Source organism: Methylobacterium sp. J-070, assembly GCF_022829385.1.
Lineage (GTDB): Bacteria > Pseudomonadota > Alphaproteobacteria > Rhizobiales > Beijerinckiaceae > Methylobacterium.
This window is the reverse complement of sequence record NZ_JAKSXX010000171.1, coordinates 14,131-29,662: the sequence shown is the minus strand read 5'-3', so window position 1 is coordinate 29,662 and position 15,532 is coordinate 14,131. Positions and strand designations below refer to the sequence as shown.

General features: G+C 66.6%; 19 protein-coding genes and 1 pseudogene. 14 read left to right on the top strand and 6 right to left on the bottom strand.

Going from position 1 to position 15,532, the window contains the following annotated elements; translation table 11 throughout:
- The 4 genes from MKL01_RS18920 to rpsL all read right to left on the bottom strand — a co-directional run.
- The coding region (locus MKL01_RS18920; RefSeq protein ID WP_243905671.1) for a GTP-binding protein at nucleotides 1-213 on the bottom strand (213 nt) is incomplete at its 3' end.
- A gap of 58 nt (nucleotides 214-271) precedes the next feature.
- A complete protein-coding gene (fusA, locus tag MKL01_RS18915; RefSeq protein WP_243906746.1) occupies nucleotides 272-2,347 on the bottom strand; it encodes an elongation factor G in 2,076 nt (691 codons plus the stop codon).
- 30 nt (nucleotides 2,348-2,377) lie between these two features.
- Nucleotides 2,378-2,848: a 30S ribosomal protein S7 gene (gene rpsG, locus MKL01_RS18910; protein WP_007557567.1), complete on the bottom strand. Its 471-nt coding sequence runs from the start codon at nucleotides 2,846-2,848 to the stop codon at nucleotides 2,378-2,380.
- Nucleotides 2,849-2,998: 150 nt separating this feature from the next.
- Complete coding sequence (gene rpsL, locus MKL01_RS18905) at nucleotides 2,999-3,370, bottom strand: 30S ribosomal protein S12 (RefSeq protein ID WP_007557568.1); 372 nt, start codon at nucleotides 3,368-3,370, stop codon at nucleotides 2,999-3,001.
- 505 nt (nucleotides 3,371-3,875) lie between these two features.
- Between rpsL and MKL01_RS18900 the strand changes: the two genes are divergently transcribed.
- The 14 genes and pseudogenes from MKL01_RS18900 (at nucleotide 3,876) to MKL01_RS18835 (ending at nucleotide 12,858) form a co-directional block, all read left to right on the top strand.
- Nucleotides 3,876-4,253, top strand: coding sequence for a hypothetical protein (locus MKL01_RS18900; RefSeq protein WP_243906745.1), 378 nt, complete (start codon nucleotides 3,876-3,878; stop codon nucleotides 4,251-4,253).
- Nucleotides 4,254-4,757: 504 nt separating this feature from the next.
- The gene (gene rplN, locus MKL01_RS18895) at nucleotides 4,758-5,126 is read left to right on the top strand and encodes a 50S ribosomal protein L14 (protein WP_010686182.1); all 369 of its coding nucleotides are present in this window, start codon (nucleotides 4,758-4,760) and stop codon (nucleotides 5,124-5,126) included.
- Nucleotides 5,126-5,440 carry a 50S ribosomal protein L24 gene (gene rplX / locus MKL01_RS18890; protein ID WP_230365232.1) on the top strand — a complete coding sequence of 105 codons (315 nt, stop codon included), beginning with the start codon at nucleotides 5,126-5,128 and terminating at the stop codon, nucleotides 5,438-5,440. The genes rplN and rplX overlap by 1 nt, the downstream gene beginning before the upstream one ends.
- Nucleotides 5,433-5,999: a 50S ribosomal protein L5 gene (gene rplE, locus MKL01_RS18885; RefSeq protein ID WP_243906744.1), complete on the top strand. Its 567-nt coding sequence runs from the start codon at nucleotides 5,433-5,435 to the stop codon at nucleotides 5,997-5,999. The genes rplX and rplE overlap by 8 nt, the downstream gene beginning before the upstream one ends.
- Nucleotides 6,000-6,039: 40 nt before the next feature.
- Nucleotides 6,040-6,345 (top strand): 30S ribosomal protein S14, encoded by a 306-nt coding sequence (gene rpsN, locus MKL01_RS18880; protein ID WP_243906743.1) that lies wholly within the window; start codon nucleotides 6,040-6,042, stop codon nucleotides 6,343-6,345.
- Nucleotides 6,346-6,355: 10 nt separating this feature from the next.
- On the top strand, nucleotides 6,356-6,751 hold the full coding sequence (gene rpsH / locus MKL01_RS18875; protein ID WP_243906742.1) for a 30S ribosomal protein S8: 396 nt from the start codon (nucleotides 6,356-6,358) through the stop codon (nucleotides 6,749-6,751).
- Between the two features lie 23 nt (nucleotides 6,752-6,774).
- On the top strand, nucleotides 6,775-7,308 hold the full coding sequence (gene rplF / locus MKL01_RS18870; RefSeq protein ID WP_243906741.1) for a 50S ribosomal protein L6: 534 nt from the start codon (nucleotides 6,775-6,777) through the stop codon (nucleotides 7,306-7,308).
- Nucleotides 7,309-7,318: 10 nt separating this feature from the next.
- Nucleotides 7,319-7,681: a 50S ribosomal protein L18 gene (gene rplR, locus MKL01_RS18865; protein WP_010686176.1), complete on the top strand. Its 363-nt coding sequence runs from the start codon at nucleotides 7,319-7,321 to the stop codon at nucleotides 7,679-7,681.
- Nucleotides 7,682-7,919: 238 nt separating this feature from the next.
- Nucleotides 7,920-8,507, top strand: coding sequence for a 30S ribosomal protein S5 (gene rpsE, locus MKL01_RS18860; protein WP_243906740.1), 588 nt, complete (start codon nucleotides 7,920-7,922; stop codon nucleotides 8,505-8,507).
- An 11-nt stretch (nucleotides 8,508-8,518) separates the two neighbouring features.
- Nucleotides 8,519-8,710, top strand: a complete 192-nt coding sequence (gene rpmD, locus MKL01_RS18855; RefSeq protein WP_243906739.1) for a 50S ribosomal protein L30 — start codon at nucleotides 8,519-8,521, stop codon at nucleotides 8,708-8,710.
- A 10-nt stretch (nucleotides 8,711-8,720) separates the two neighbouring features.
- Nucleotides 8,721-9,224, top strand: coding sequence for a 50S ribosomal protein L15 (rplO, locus tag MKL01_RS18850; protein ID WP_243906738.1), 504 nt, complete (start codon nucleotides 8,721-8,723; stop codon nucleotides 9,222-9,224).
- Nucleotides 9,225-9,377: 153 nt separating this feature from the next.
- On the top strand, nucleotides 9,378-10,724 hold the full coding sequence (gene secY, locus MKL01_RS18845) for a preprotein translocase subunit SecY (protein ID WP_243906737.1): 1,347 nt from the start codon (nucleotides 9,378-9,380) through the stop codon (nucleotides 10,722-10,724).
- Nucleotides 10,725-10,895: 171 nt separating this feature from the next.
- Nucleotides 10,896-11,498, top strand: coding sequence for an adenylate kinase (locus tag MKL01_RS18840; RefSeq protein ID WP_243906736.1), 603 nt, complete (start codon nucleotides 10,896-10,898; stop codon nucleotides 11,496-11,498).
- Between the two features lie 446 nt (nucleotides 11,499-11,944).
- Nucleotides 11,945-12,858 (top strand): annotated as a pseudogene (locus MKL01_RS18835) (transposase).
- A gap of 324 nt (nucleotides 12,859-13,182) precedes the next feature.
- Here MKL01_RS18835 and MKL01_RS18830 read toward each other — a convergent pair.
- The gene (locus tag MKL01_RS18830; RefSeq protein WP_243906735.1) at nucleotides 13,183-13,635 is read right to left on the bottom strand and encodes a DUF4399 domain-containing protein; all 453 of its coding nucleotides are present in this window, start codon (nucleotides 13,633-13,635) and stop codon (nucleotides 13,183-13,185) included.
- Nucleotides 13,636-13,651: 16 nt separating this feature from the next.
- Nucleotides 13,652-15,211 (bottom strand): SUMF1/EgtB/PvdO family nonheme iron enzyme, encoded by a 1,560-nt coding sequence (locus MKL01_RS18825; protein ID WP_243906734.1) that lies wholly within the window; start codon nucleotides 15,209-15,211, stop codon nucleotides 13,652-13,654.
- Nucleotides 15,212-15,532 lie beyond the last annotated feature (321 nt).

The following is a 15,532-nucleotide window of genomic DNA, read 5'->3' as shown; positions in this document are numbered from 1 at the left end:
CTCGTACTCCACGTGCGCCGTCGAGATCGTGATCCCGCGCGCCTTCTCCTCCGGTGCCTTGTCGATCTGGTCGTAGGCCGTGAACGTCGCGCCCCCCGTCTCCGCCAGCACCTTCGTGATCGCCGCCGTCAGCGACGTCTTACCGTGGTCGACGTGCCCGATCGTGCCGATGTTGCAGTGCGGCTTGGTGCGGGAGAACTTTTCCTTGCCCATCAGAGCCTCCTAAAGTCGAATGCGTGTTGCGGAAGACGAGATGCCGAGGCGCGCCGCCTCAGGCGTACTTGGCGATGACCTTGTCGGCCTCGCCGCGCGGCACCTCTTCGTAGTGGTCGAACTGCATCGTGAAGTTGGCGCGTCCCTGCGAGAAGGAGCGCAGCTGGTTCACGTAGCCGAACATGTTGGCCAGCGGCACCATCGCGTTGATGACGTTGGCGTTGCCACGCATGTCCTGGCCCTGGATCTGGCCGCGGCGGGCGTTCAGGTCGCCGATGACCGAGCCGGTGTACTCTTCCGGCGAGACGACCTCGACCTTCATCACCGGCTCGAGCAGGACCGAGCCGCCCTTCTGCAGCGCCTCGCGGAAGGCGGCGCGGGAGGCGATCTCGAAGGCCAGCGCCGACGAGTCGACGTCGTGGTAGGCGCCGTCGATCAGCTCGACCTTGACGTCGACCACCGGGAAGCCGGCGAGCACGCCCGCGCCCAGGACCGAGTTGAGGCCCTTCTCGACGCCGGGGATGTACTCCTTCGGCACCGCGCCGCCGACGATCTTCGACTCGAACGCGAAGCCGGCGCCCGGCTCGTTCGGCTCGACCACGAACTTCACGCGGGCGAACTGACCGGTCCCGCCGGTCTGCTTCTTGTGCGTGTAGTCGATCTCCTGACGCCGGGTCAGCTTCTCACGATAGGCCACCTGCGGCTGGCCGATATTCGCGTCGACCTTGTAGGTCCGGCGCAGGATATCGACCTTGATGTCCAGGTGGAGCTCGCCCATCCCCTTGAGGATGGTCTGGCCGGATTCCTGGTCGGTGGAGACGCGGAAGGACGGATCCTCGGCGGCGAGCTTCGCCAGCGCGATGCCGAGCTTCTCCTGATCGGCCTTCGACTTCGGCTCGACCGCGATCTCGATCACCGGCTCCGGGAACTCCATCCGCTCCAGGATGACCGCCTTCTGCGGGTCGCAGATGGTGTCGCCGGTGCGGGTGTCCTTGAGGCCGGCGAGGGCGACGATGTCGCCCGCGAAGGCTTCCTTCACGTCCTCGCGGTTGTTGGCATGCATCAGCAGCATGCGGCCGACGCGCTCCTTCTTGTCGCGCGTCGAGTTGATGACGTTGGCGCCCGACTCGATCTTGCCGGAATAGACCCGGCAGAAGGTGATCGTTCCGACGTGGGGATCGTCCATGATCTTGAAGGCGAGCATGGCGAAGGGATCGGAATCCGTCGGGTGACGGACGACCGGCTCCTCGGTCTTGAAGTCGATGCCTTCCACGTCGCCGCGATCGGCCGGGGAGGGGAGATAGTCCACCACCGCGTCGAGGAGCGGCTGCACGCCCTTGTTCTTGAACGCGGACCCGCAGAGCACCGGATGGAAGGCGCGCAGCTGCACGGCCCGGCGCACGAGCTTGTGCATCGTGGCGGCGTCCGGCTCCGTGCCGTCGAGATAGGCCATCATGGCCTCGTCATCGAGCTCCACGCAGGCCTCGACCAGCTTGCTGCGGTACTCCACGGCCTGGTCCTTGAGATCCTCCGGGATCTCGACCTCGGAGAAGTCGGCGCCGAGGGTTTCGCCGGACCAGACGATCGCCTTCATCTTGATGAGGTCGATCACGCCCTTGAAGCTCGACTCCGAGCCGATCGGCAGCTGCAGGCAGACCGGCTTGCCGGCGACGCGGTCGATGATGTCGGCGACGCACTTGAAGAAGTCGGCGCCGACCTTGTCCATCTTGTTGACGAACACGACGCGCGGCACGTCGTACTTGTCGGCCTGGCGCCAGACGGTCTCGGTCTGGGGCTCCACGCCCTGGTTGCCGTCGAGCACGCACACCGCGCCGTCGAGCACGCGCAGGGACCGCTCCACCTCTATGGTGAAGTCCACGTGGCCGGGGGTGTCGATGATGTTCAGGCGCTTCTCGCGCCAGAAGCACGTCGTCGCGGCGGACGTGATCGTGATGCCGCGCTCCTGCTCCTGCTCCATCCAGTCCATGGTGGCGGCGCCGTCATGGACTTCGCCGATCTTGTGCGACTTTCCGGTGTAGTAGAGGATCCGCTCCGTGGTCGTGGTCTTCCCGGCATCGATGTGGGCCATGATGCCGAAGTTGCGGTAGTCCTCGATCGCGTGCGTGCGGGGCATCGGATTGCTCCTGAGAGACGGCGGAACCGCTTACCAGCGGTAGTGCGAGAAGGCGCGGTTGGCCTCGGCCATCCGGTGCGTGTCTTCCCGCTTCTTGACGGCGTTGCCGCGGTTGTTGGCGGCGTCGAGCAGCTCGGCGGAGAGGCGCTCGATCATGGTCCGGTCGTTGCGCGAGCGGGCGGCCTGGATCAGCCAGCGGATCGCCAGGGCCTGGCGCCGCTCGGTGCGCACCTCGACCGGGACCTGGTAGGTCGCGCCGCCGACGCGGCGGGAACGGACCTCGATCATCGGCGCGACGTTGTCGAGGGCGGCGCGGAACACCTCGATCGGGTTGGCCCGGGCGCGGTTCTCGACGATGTCGAAGGCGCCGTAGACGATCCGCTCGGCGGTCGACTTCTTGCCCTCGTACATGATGGAGTTCATGAACTTCGTCAGAACCACATCCCCGTACTTCGGGTCCGGGATGATCTCACGCTTCTCGGCAGAGTGACGACGGGACATCTCTTAAACTCTCAAACGAGTCTGACTTAAGCACCCCGCGCAGGCCGCCTTGGCTCGCTGATGGAGCCGGCGACATCCTTACGGGGCCGTGGAAACGCGTGGTCGCGGCCGGATAAGCTCCGGCCGCCGGTCTTACTTCGGCCGCAGCCCCTACTTCGGACGCTTGGCGCCGTACTTGGAGCGACGCTGCTTGCGGTTCTTGACACCCTGCGTGTCGAGCACGCCGCGCAGGATGTGGTAGCGCACGCCCGGAAGATCCTTCACGCGGCCGCCGCGGATCATGACGACCGAGTGCTCCTGAAGGTTGTGACCCTCGCCCGGGATGTAGCCGATCACCTCGAAGCCGTTGGTGAGACGGACCTTGGCGACCTTCCGGAGCGCCGAGTTCGGCTTCTTCGGGGTCGTCGTGTAGACGCGGGTGCACACGCCGCGCTTCTGCGGGCATGCATCGAGCGCCGGAACCTTGTTGCGGCTCCGCTGGATCTTCCGCGGCTGCGCGATCAGCTGGTTGATCGTCGGCATCCTGTGCCCTCTTCCTCGGTCACCTTGGCCGGACTGCGCAGGGCAATCCGCAAAACGAATATGCGCCGGAGGTCCTGTCACAGACCCTCGGCGCGGTGTGGGTAGAGGAGCACGTTCGACGACGAACGCGCTCGTACCTACGGATCTGACTTAGAGCGTCAGGCGATTTGAGCCTTCGGATCGCGCTGGGCGATGGCGGCTACCGGGCTGAACCCTGAAGGCCGTCGGCAGCCAATGGCCGTCCGAAGTGGCGCGCTTCTAGACGCGGTTGGCCCGCAGGTCAATCCGCCACCGGCGGAAATCTCGCCGCACCGGAGGTTAAGGATCGGTCAAGGCGCGGCATCGGGCGGGCGGTGCGGCCTGTCCGCGGCACCCGCCCGGCCGGCCCGTGCCGGATCGGGGCAGGCGGGCATCGTCACGGTCTACGGAAGATTAAAGCGATCCGTCGAAATGTCGCGATCAACGGGCGGTCAGCCGCCCTGCGTTGGCGTCGAGGATATTGCGTATGGGTTGCGTCGCGGTCAGCAACGTCGTTCCGTTCCGGCGGGCCATTCCCGTCCCGGCATCGAGCGAGCGGGAGGCGCATCATCGCCGCCGCGGGGAGCAGCGGTCGCTGCTGGACGCGGTCTACGCCACGGGCAGCATGATCGTCGCCGCGGAGGACCGCGCGATGAAGCTCACGGCGTCGCGCCTCCAGGTCTACGGCTTCCTGGCGATCGAGGAGGTCGGCGAGGACGGCCTCATGCGTCGGCTTCGCCCGTCCGAGGCGATTCGCGCCCGCTCCGAACGCCCCTGGCGCCTGTCGAAGCCGGCCTGCGGGACCGCCGTGACCATCCCGCGCCTGGACGGCTTCCTGTTCGAATCGGCCGGCCAGCCGGCCTGAATCAATCGCCCCTGTAAGAAGAGGGCTGGCGCGCAGGCATGCACGCCGGCCCTTTCCCTTTGTCGAGCTGCGGCGCGGACGCTTCGCGTGCGCGGTCGCAGATGCAGAGCAGGGTCCGCTGACGCTCCATCGCTCCGGGACAGGGCGGTTCAGGATCGCGGGCCGCGCCCTGTCCCGGGCGCATGGCGCGCCAGCGGAACGCGACCCGGCCCCCCGTCAGACTCGCCGCGCGGCGGCCCCGCAAGGCGCCGCCGACCGAGCACCAGCGCCGAAAATCCCGCGGCTCGGCTTGCCTTCCCGGGCCACCCGTAGTATCCGCCCGGCCTTCGCGAGAATTTCGATGGGTGCTCGCACCCTGTGAACGCGGTGACCGCGCCGGTGTCATAACGACACCGCCAGCGCGGTCGAACACATGAGCCGGGGACATCAGATCCCCATCAGGCGTCGTCCGCCGGGCAATACCGTCCGTGTGCGGAAACCCGCCTGAAACAAGGAGTCACGCACGTGATCCAGATGCAGACGAATCTGGACGTCGCCGACAACTCGGGTGCACGCCGTGTGATGTGCATCAAGGTGCTCGGCGGGTCGAAGCGCAAGTATGCCGGCGTCGGCGATGTCATCGTCGTGTCGGTCAAGGAGGCGATCCCGCGCGGTCGCGTCAAGAAGGGCGACGTCATGAAGGCGGTCGTCGTCCGCACGGCCAAGGACGTGAAGCGCGCCGACGGATCGGTGATCCGCTTCGACAAGAACGCCGCGGTCCTGATCAACAATCAGAAGGAGCCGATCGGCACCCGCATCTTCGGACCGGTGCCGCGCGAACTCCGGGCGCGCAACCACATGAAGATCATCTCCCTGGCTCCGGAGGTGCTGTGATGGCGGCCAAGATCAAGAAGGGCGACACGGTCGTCGTGCTCACCGGCCGCGATTCCGGCCGCTCGGGCGAGGTGATCCAGGTTCTGCCGAAGGAAGGCCGGGCCTTCGTGCGCGGCATCAACCTGGTGAAGAAGCACCAGAAGCAGACGCAGAACCAGGAAGGCGGCATCATCTCCAAAGAGGCCGCCATCCAGCTGTCCAACATCGCGGTCGCCGATGCCAACGGCAAGCCGACCCGGGTAGGTTTCCGCATCCTCGAAGACGGGCGCAAGGTCCGGTTCGCCAAGAGCACGGGGGATCAGATCGATGGCTGAGGCCGACAAGAACGCCTACACCCCGCGCCTGCGCAAGCACTACGACGAGGTGGTGCGCCAGAAGCTGATCGAGCAGTTCGGGTACAAGAACCCGATGCAGGTCCCGCAGATCGAGAAGATCGTCATCAACATGGGCGTCGGCGAATCCACCGCGGATTCGAAGAAGGCCACCGTTGCGGCGGGCGACCTCGCGCTCATCGCCGGCCAGAAGCCTGTGATCACCCGGGCCCGCAAGGCCATCGCGACCTTCAAGGTCCGCGAGGGCATGCCGATCGGCTGCAAGGTGACCCTGCGCAAGCAGCGCATGTACGAGTTCATGGACCGGCTGATCACCATCGCGCTGCCGCGCGTGCGCGACTTCCGCGGCCTGAACCCGCGCTCGTTCGACGGCCGCGGCAACTACGCCCTGGGTCTCAAGGAGCACCTCGTGTTCCCGGAGATCTCCTACGACAAGGCCGAGCAGATGTGGGGCATGGACATCGTCGTGGCGACCACCGCCCAGACCGATGCCGAGGCCAAGGCCCTGCTCGCCGCCTTCCAGTTCCCGTTCCGGCAGTGAGGCCCTCGGGCCTCAGACGCGGACACCGGAGATAGACCACATGTCGAAGAAAAGCTCAGTCGAGAAAAACGAGGCCCGCAAGGTGCTGGTGAAGCGCTTCGCGGCTAAGCGGAAGGCGCTCCTCGAGATCGCCAACAACGATTCCCTCGAGATGGAGGAGCGCTTCGAGGCGCGCCTCAAGCTCGCGGAGCTGCCGCGCAACTCGTCGGCCACGCGCATCCGCAACCGCTGCGGGATGACCGGCCGTCCGCGCGCCTACTATCGCAAGATGGGCGTCTCGCGCATCGCCCTGCGGGAGCTTGGCAACCGGGGCCTGATCCCCGGCCTGGTCAAGTCGAGCTGGTAAGGAGGTCCCCATGGTCAACGATCCCGTGGGCGACATGCTCACCCGCATCCGCAACGGCCAGCTGCGCCGTCGCAACGTCGTCCAGACGCCGGGCTCGCGCCTGCGCGCCAACGTCCTGAACGTGCTGAAGTCCGAGGGTTACATCCGCGACTACGCGGCGACCGACCTCGGCAACGGCCGCACCGAGTTCGCCATCGAGCTCAAGTACTACGACGGCCGTCCGGTGATCCGCGAGATCAAGCGCGTGTCGAAGCCGGGCCGCCGGGTCTACTCGTCGGTCGGTGAGCTGCCGCACGTGGCCGACGGCCTCGGCGTCACCATCGTCTCCACCCCGCAGGGCGTCATGGCCGATCACGAGGCGCGCGAGCGCAACGTCGGCGGTGAAGTGCTCTGCACCGTGTTCTGATCGGGACATAAGGAGGGTATCCCATGTCTCGCGTAGGCAAGAAGCCTGTTCCGGTGCCGGCCGGCGTCACCGCCACCGTCACGGGCCAGACCGTGAAGATGAAGGGCTCCAAGGGTGAGCTGTCCTTCGTCGTCCCCACGCTCGTCAGCGTGGCGATGAAGGACGGCGCCATCGCGGTGGAGCCGGTCAACCAGTCCAAGCCGGCGCGCTCCCTGTGGGGCACGTCGCGAGCGCAGATCGCCAATCTCGTCGAGGGCGTGTCGAAGGGCTTCGAGAAGAAGCTCGAGATCACCGGCGTCGGCTACCGCGCGGCGATGGCCGGCAAGGCCCTCAAGCTGTCGCTCGGCTACAGCCACGACATCGAATACGTGATCCCGGCCGGGATCACGATCGCAACCCCGAAGCCCACCGAGATCACGATCTCCGGGATCAACCGCCAGCAGGTCGGTCAGGTCGCCGCCGAGATCCGCGACTACCGCGGACCCGAGCCCTACAAGGGCAAGGGCGTGAAGTACGCGGGCGAGTTCATCTTCCGCAAGGAAGGCAAGAAGAAGTAAGGAGGGCATCATGTCTCGCAAGCTCGAAGCCCTCGATCGCCGCAAGGCGCGCGTCCGCCGCGCGCTGCGGGCGGCCGCCAACGGCCGTCCGCGGCTCTCGGTGTTCCGCTCGTCGAAGCAGATCTACGTGCAGGTCATCGACGACGTCGCCGGCAAGACGCTGGCCGCCGCTTCGTCGATCGACAAGGCGCTCAAGGGCGAACTCAAGACCGGCGCCGACGTCGCCGCCGCCAAGGCGGTGGGCAAGCTGGTGGCCGAGCGCGCCAAGGCCGCGGGCGTCACGAAGGTGATCTTCGACCGCTCCGGCTACATCTATCACGGCCGCGTCGCGGCCGTGGCCGAGGCCGCCCGCGAGGGTGGCCTGGAGTTCTAAGGCCGACAATGGGCCTCTTCTCCTCCCCCCTGCGGGGAGGAGCCGGAGGTGGGGGTAGATCAGGAGGAACCGGTGCGCCGGGTCCTGCACCACCCCCACCCCTAACCCCTTCCCACTCAGATCGGGCTTGGCCGATCTGAGCAGGCAAGAGCCAATCTCGGGCAAGCCCGAGATTGGTGGGAGGGGAATCGAGCGAGCGGGTCTTCGGATCTGCGCCAGTGAGATAGGTTGCAAAAACATGGCACGTGAACGGGAAGGCGGGGGCCGCGGCCGCCGCGATGATCGCGAGGAGCGCGACAGCGAGTTCGTGGACAAGCTCGTCCACATCAACCGCGTCGCCAAGGTGGTGAAGGGCGGCCGTCGCTTCGGCTTCGCGGCCCTCGTCGTCGTCGGCGACCAGAAGGGCCGCGTCGGCTTCGGCCACGGCAAGGCCCGTGAGGTGCCGGAGGCGATCCGCAAGGCGACGGAAGCCGCCAAGCGCGGCCTGATCCGCGTCTCGCTCCGCGAGGGCCGGACCCTGCACCACGACGTCAACGGCCGCCACGGCGCCGGCAAGGTGATCCTCCGCGCGGCCCCGCAGGGCACCGGCATCATCGCCGGCGGTCCGATGCGCGCCGTGTTCGAGACGCTCGGCATGCAGGACGTGGTCGCCAAGTCGCTCGGCTCGTCGAACCCCTACAACCTCGTGCGCGCCACCTTCGAGGCGCTCAAGAACGAGGACAGCCCCCGGGCTGTGGCCGCCCGCCGCGGCATCAAGGTGTCGACCCTGCAGTCGCGCCGCCGCGACGCCGACCCGTCCGACCAGTCCGAAGCCGCGGTCGCGTGAGGGAGGGTCCGATGGCACAGAAGACGCTCCGCATCGAACAGATCGGCTCGCCGATCCGCCGCGAGGCCAGCCAGCGCCAGACGCTGGTCGGCCTGAAGCTCAACAAGCTCCACCGCGTGTCCGAGCTGGAGGATACTCCCTCCGTGCGCGGCATGATCCGCAAGGTTGCGCACCTCGTGCGCGTCCACGGCGACGTGGCGTGAGGAGGTCCCGATGAAGCTCAACGAGATCAGCGACAATCCCGGCGCAACCAAGAATCGGATGCGCGTCGGCCGGGGCATCGGCTCCGGCAAGGGCAAGACCGCCGGCCGCGGCGTGAAGGGTCAGAAGGCCCGGACCGGCGTGTCCATCAAGGGCTTCGAGGGCGGCCAGATGCCGCTGCATCGTCGCCTGCCGAAGCGCGGCTTCAACAACCTCTACGCCCAGGACCTGAACGAGGTGAACCTCGGCCGGATCCAGGAGGCGGTGGACGCCGGCAAGCTCGACAAGGCCGCCACCGTGACGGTGGAGAGCCTGGTCGCCGCCGGCATCATCGCCCGTCCCCGCGACGGCGTGAAGCTGCTCGGCGTCGGCGAGCTGACCGCGAAGCTCAGCTTCGAGGTCACCCGCGCCTCCAAGTCCGCCGTCGAGGCGGTCGAGAAGGCCGGCGGCTCGGTCAGCGTCGTCTACGCCCAGGGTGCATCCACCCGCGGCGGCAGCGAGGCGGCCACGGCCTGACGGACGCTGCGGGAGCGACCCCGGGACCCGTTGCACGGGCTCCGCGCACCCTTTAAGCCGATCCTTCGAGCGGCGGCCCTGCGACCACGCGGGCCGCCGTTTCCGTTTCATCCGGGCCCTCTCGCCCGGCGACATGTCCAGGACGCGACGCTTATGGCCTCAGCCGCCGAGCAGCTTGCCGCCAACCTCAATTTCGGCGCGATCGCCAAGGCCGATGAGCTGAAGAAGCGCATCTGGTTCACCCTCGGCGCCCTCGTGGTGTTCCGGCTGGGCACGTACATCCCGATCCCCGGCATCGATCCGGAGCAGTTCGCGCGCAACTTCCAGCAGCAGGCGGGCGGCGTGCTCGGGCTGTTCAACATGTTCTCGGGCGGCGCCGTCGAGCGCATGGCGATCTTCGCCCTGAACATCATGCCCTACATCTCGGCCTCGATCATCGTGCAGCTCCTGACCTCGGTGATCCCGAGCCTGGAGGCGCTGAAGAAGGAGGGCGAATCCGGCCGCAAGGTGATCAACCAGTACACGCGCTACCTGACGGTGGTCCTGGCGCTGGTGCAGTCCTGGGGCATCGCCGTCGGCCTGCAGGGCTCCTCGGCCGCCATCGAGCCGGGCCCGTTCTTCCTGGCCTCGACGGTGATCACCCTCACGGGCGGCACCCTGTTCCTGATGTGGCTCGGCGAGCAGATCACCTCGCGGGGCATCGGCAACGGCTCGTCGCTGATCATCTTCGCCGGCATCGTGGCCCACCTGCCGGTGGCGATCGCGGGCGCGCTCGAGCTCGGCCGCACCGGCGCGCTGTCGCCGGCGATCATCCTGGGCGTGGGCGTCGCCGCGGTGGCGCTGGTCTACTTCATCGTGTTCATGGAGCGCGCCCAGCGCCGGCTCCTGATCAACTACCCGAAGCGCCAGGTCGGCAACCGCATGTACGAGGGCCAGACCTCGTTCCTGCCGCTGAAGCTCAACACCTCGGGCGTGATCCCGCCGATCTTCGCCTCGTCGCTGCTGCTCCTGCCCGCCACCGCAGCGAGCTTCTCCGCCAATGGCGGCGCCACCGGCTGGCTCGGCACGATCACGGCCTATCTCGGCCACGGCACGCCGCTGTTCATGGTCCTCTACGCGGCGCTGATCATCTTCTTCACGTTCTTCTACACCGCGGTGGTGTTCAATCCGCAGGAGACGGCCGACAACCTGAAGAAGCACGGCGGCTTCATCCCGGGCATCCGGCCCGGCGAGCGCACCGCGGCCTTCATCGACAAGGTGCTGACCCGGATCACGGTGATCGGCGCCCTATACCTGACCCTGGTGTGCCTGTGCCCCGAGATCCTGTCGTCCTACGCGGCGGCGAGCCTCGGCTTCGGCGGCACCTCGCTGCTGATCGTGGTGTCGGTGACGATGGACACGGTGGCGCAGATCCACGGGCACCTGATGGCGCACCAGTACGAGGGCCTCGTGAAGAAGGCCAAGCTGCGCGGCGCCTCGGCCACGCAACGCCGGCGCTGAGACCGATACAGAGGCGGGGCGGCAGCAAGCGTCCCTCCGCCTCTGGTCCAAAGGTCCGGGTGTCTCCGTGCCCGGAACCGGCTAGACACTCCTGAACCCGGCGATGCCAGGGAGGCTTCGCCACCGCGGCTTGTGCCCACAGCGAGTGGGCCGAACGAGGACAACAACGCCATGCGCATCATTCTGCTCGGTCCGCCCGGTGCGGGGAAGGGGACGCAATCCGAGCGGATCGTTGAGCGGTTCAGCATCCCGCAGCTCTCCACGGGCGACATGCTGCGTGCGGCCGTCGCCGCCGGCACCCCGGTCGGGCTCGAGGCGAAGGCGGTGATGGAATCCGGCGGTCTCGTCTCCGACCGGATCGTGGTCGGGATCGTCGCCGACCGGATCGAGGAGGCGGACGCCCGCCGCGGATTCATCCTGGACGGTTTTCCGCGCACCGTTGCGCAGGCGGAGGCGCTGAGCGAGATGCTGGCCGGCAAGGGGCTGAAGCTCTCGACGGTCATCGAACTGAAGGTGGACGAGAACGCCCTGGTCGGCCGGATCGAGCGGCGCGCCGCCGAGACCCAGGCCCGCGGCCAGGCGGTCCGGAAGGACGACACGCCCGAGGTGTTCAAGCAGCGCCTGGAGGCCTACCGCGCCCAGACGGCGCCGCTGTCGGCCTACTACGCCGAGAAGGGCATGCTGAAGACCGTCGACGGCATGCAGCCGATCGACAAGGTCACGGCCGACCTGATGGCGGTGCTGGAGCCGCACGAGGAGCGCGTCCCGTCCTGACGGCCGCCCGGGCGGCTTTTCGCCCGGGCAGCGCTTCCCCGAAGGATTGACCGGCCGGGTATCCACCAGGCGTTTCGGACGGTTTCCGTTCGACGGCCCCATCGCCGCGTCCCGCGCGATCGTTACGGGCGCAGCGAGGCAAGCCAGGACGGACGGGACGCGCGGCGCGATCCCGGGTCGCTGCGCACCGCGCGTCAGGATCGCGGTGCCGACGAGCTCGACCGGAATCGGGATCGGTGACGGTCTCCACGGCGACCGACGGGGGCAGGCCCTGACCGGCCGCGTCCTGTCGGCGGCCGTGCGAATGCACCCTCGACGTTTGGCCTGCGCCACGGTCTGGTCGACCGCCGATGAGCGAGCGCCGGCGCCGCTAGCAGGCTGCTGAAGAAGTCTGTGGCGGCTTGGCTATGATTCACTCTGTCGGGGAGATCGGCGGGGTTTGAGCGATGCGCGGGCGCGGATCGGGGTCGGCCCATCTGTTCCGCTACGGGCCGTCGGAAGAGCCGGTGCCATCCGACCAGCCGCTGCGACCGATCCGAGCCCTGGCGGACGAGGTGCTGGCCCGCCTGAACGCGCTTAGAGGGTCTGCACTCGGGGATGGGGCCCCTCGATCCCACCGGAGCTGCTCCTGCGCCCCGCCCTGCTACAGGCGTGCCTCTCGGTGCGCTCCGAGCGCATGCTGATCGAGCAGATCGACGACAACCTGCCGTTCCACCGGCCTCACCGTCGTCTCAGGCGTTTTTGCTAGTCTGCCTGTGTCGCGTGAGCGATTCCCGGTCCCGGATGGGCATCCGGGTCCGGCCCGCAACGGCGTGCCCGACTTCCGCAAGGAGACGCGCTCGAACGAGACCCTGCCTCGACACGGACCCGGACGCGCGGCTCTGTCGTAAAGGGCGACGGCCAGGAGAGCCGGCTGTGCTTCATGGGTCATGCGCTGATGGAGAACCGCCACGGCCTGGTGGTCGACGCGACCCTCACCCGCGCCACCGGCACGGCCGAGCGGGACGCCGCCCTGCTTATGCTGGAGCGCCGGGCGCGTCGGCACCGGATCACGCCTGGGGCGGACGAGGCCTACGACGTCGAGGCTTTCGTGCGAGCGCTACGGGCGCGGCGGGTGAGCCCGCACATCGCCGTCAACGGGGCGGTGTCGAAGACCGGCAGGATGCGCAAGACCGTTCTCGATGGCCGCACCACGCGACACGCGGGCTACGCGATCGGCCGACGCTGCCGCAAGCGGATCGAAGTGGCCTTCAGCTGGATCGGGGCGGAGGCAGGATTGAGGAAGGTCAAGCTCAGGGGACCGGCCAATGTCGAAGCGCGATTCACCTTTGCGACGGCTGCCTACACCCTCGTGCGGTGACCCAAGCTCTTGGCAGTGCCACCGGCCTGACCGGACGACCCACCCCCCGGGGAAGCGCTGCGGTTGCCCATGCGGGCACCCACGAGCCGGCCAAGCTTCTCCCAACGATCAAATTCCTCCCCGACACATAATCACGACGTTTTTAGCGGTCGAAAAGTAACTTAAGACTACGGTATTCTTTATAATACTGACGTTCTGAGATGCACCCTCGAATGAATCGAGAAGCTTGGCCCCCAAAATCGCCCGATCGACTTGGGCTGCCGCGCGCCGACGGTATCACCCCGGCACTGGACCGGCGGTCGGGGACCGCCAGCGACGGGATGCCTATGACCGGCGTGCCGCGACTGATTTGGAACGGAGAACGCGGATATGGATGATCTTCGAGGAGACCAGAGGCTGGAAGGGCTTATGGTTCGCGTCACCGAGGACCAGTTGAAGCGTATGGTTGCCGGGCGGCAGCTCCAGTTTCATTTCTGTCTGCCCGGCTCCAAAATGCAGATACCTCTTGTTGGAGGGCAGCGGTTCCGTCGGGTTGATCGGCTCCGTGACGTCGATGAGAAGGTGATGGTGGCCCATGTTCGGAGCGGCGTCGCCGGCGTGGGTGACGCCCATGTTCCTGAGTCCGAAGCGCACGATGATCGGATTTCGGAGCTTCGCGCCGTCTCGCGGCGAGATCAGGTAGGTCTCGGCATCGGCGGGCGCGGCCGTCTGCGCCCAGCTCGGCCCCGGCATCGACAACAGTCCCGCCAGGAGCATTGCTTTGTGAAAGTCACGCATCCATCATTCTCTTCGTCTATCTACTGCTGAGAGCGACCCGAAAGCCGTGTGACGGATATCGGACATCGGAGTCATAAGCCTCCCGACTGCTGACCCTGACGTCGTCCAGTTCGCTGAGCCAGGATCCCCCGCGCAAGACGTGCTCGCGGCAATTGGGGGCGGACCAGGACCCGGTACGCGGCGCCCCTTGGTAGCTGCTGTGCCAGCAATCCGAGACCCATTCGGCAACGCCTCCGCCCATGCCCTGCAGCCCGAAGGGATTCGGGGGCAGAAGCCCGATCTGTATCGGTTTCTCGGGATCGTGCGGCGTCCCGCACCCGCGGCAGTTCGCGTAACCCGGGGCCATCCGCGCGCCCCACCAATACGCTGTGGTCGTCCCGGCGCGCGCCGCGTATTCCCACTCGGCCTCGTTCGGCAGGCGATACGGTTTCGACGTCGTCTTCGACAACCATGCAATGTATTGTTGTGCGTCCTTCCAGCTCACATTGCGAACCGGAAGATCATCCGCGCCATCGGGATGGTACGTGCATTCCTTCGCGGCGACGCAGGTCTGCCACTGCGCTTTCGTGACCGGGACGCGGCTGAGCGCGAAGGGGGCGACGTTGACCTGGTGGACCGGCTTCTCACTGAGATCTGACGAGCTTCCCATGCGGAACATCCCGCCGGTCAGGCTGATCATATCTGGACAATTGGGACAGTCGCGGAAGGCGTCCGACGGCGTGGCCGGTTCCGGACGCTGCGCAGGCATCGGCGGTGCGAGCACGGCGACCGGCGAAGGCTCCGAGATCGGCGCCTGCGGCGGGGGCGCGACGAGCGCCGAGTGAGGTATCGCGGTTTGCGGTTCGGATGACTTGGCTTCGACCTTGGCTTCGACACTGACCGGGGCGGGCATCTCCTGCGTCGGCTTCGGGATGGGTTGCTCGCCGCCGCGAGCGGCCACATCGGGTATCGCCTGCTTGTCGGCGAGCCTCTGCGTCGCGTACCAGACACCGATGCCGAAGGTCAGGGCACAGGCGCCGACGATGGGAACGGCCGTCCGAGCAACCCACCTGACCCCGTGATCGGTGTTCACGACAGCAGACGGATCCGGCAGGACGCGATAGATGCGGACGGGATCGGTGATGTTCTTGAGGCGCTCGTCGCCAAGCGATTGATAGCCGCACACGAGCTTGTTCTTGACCTGCTCGTACACGCCTCCCGATATATTGACATCTCCTGGCTTCGCCGCGGTCTGGAGTCGTGCGGCGATATTCACGCCGTCGCCAAATATGTCGTTCGACTCGTATATGATATCGCCCAGATTGATCCCGATGCGGTACTGAAGCCAATGAGTCTTATCGGACACGGCGGCATTGCGCGCCGCTATGGTCTGCTGAATTACGATCGCACACCGGGTGGCTTCGAGCGGACTGTCGAATACGGCCAGAAATCCATCGCCCATATGCTTGACGATGGTTCCACTGTGCTCCGCGACTGTAGGCTCGACGATGTCGCGCCTGTATCGGGTCATCCTGACATGAGTTCCCTCTTCATCATGACCCATCATCCGGCTGTAGCCAGCGATGTCAGCGCTCATGATGGCCGCGAGGCGACGAGTGCTGATTGCAGTATGCACTGAAGGATCTCTGATCATGCGGGCAATCTCTGCAAGAAATAGCTGTCGTTGTGCGCGACTTCCTAACATAAGTTTTTGATCGTGGAGCGGCGCGATATCTAGCAAATTTTTGAACCGAATACTACTGGATTTGCGCGAATTCGCGACTTGAACGTGAGTATCGTGGTTTTCTTGGTCGCAAACGTCATTTTGTCGTCATAAGAAAATGTATTATGACGTTATCACGAAAGCAAGATATAGATGGCAAATCAATAAAATCGACTTCCGCCAAAAAATCGAAGC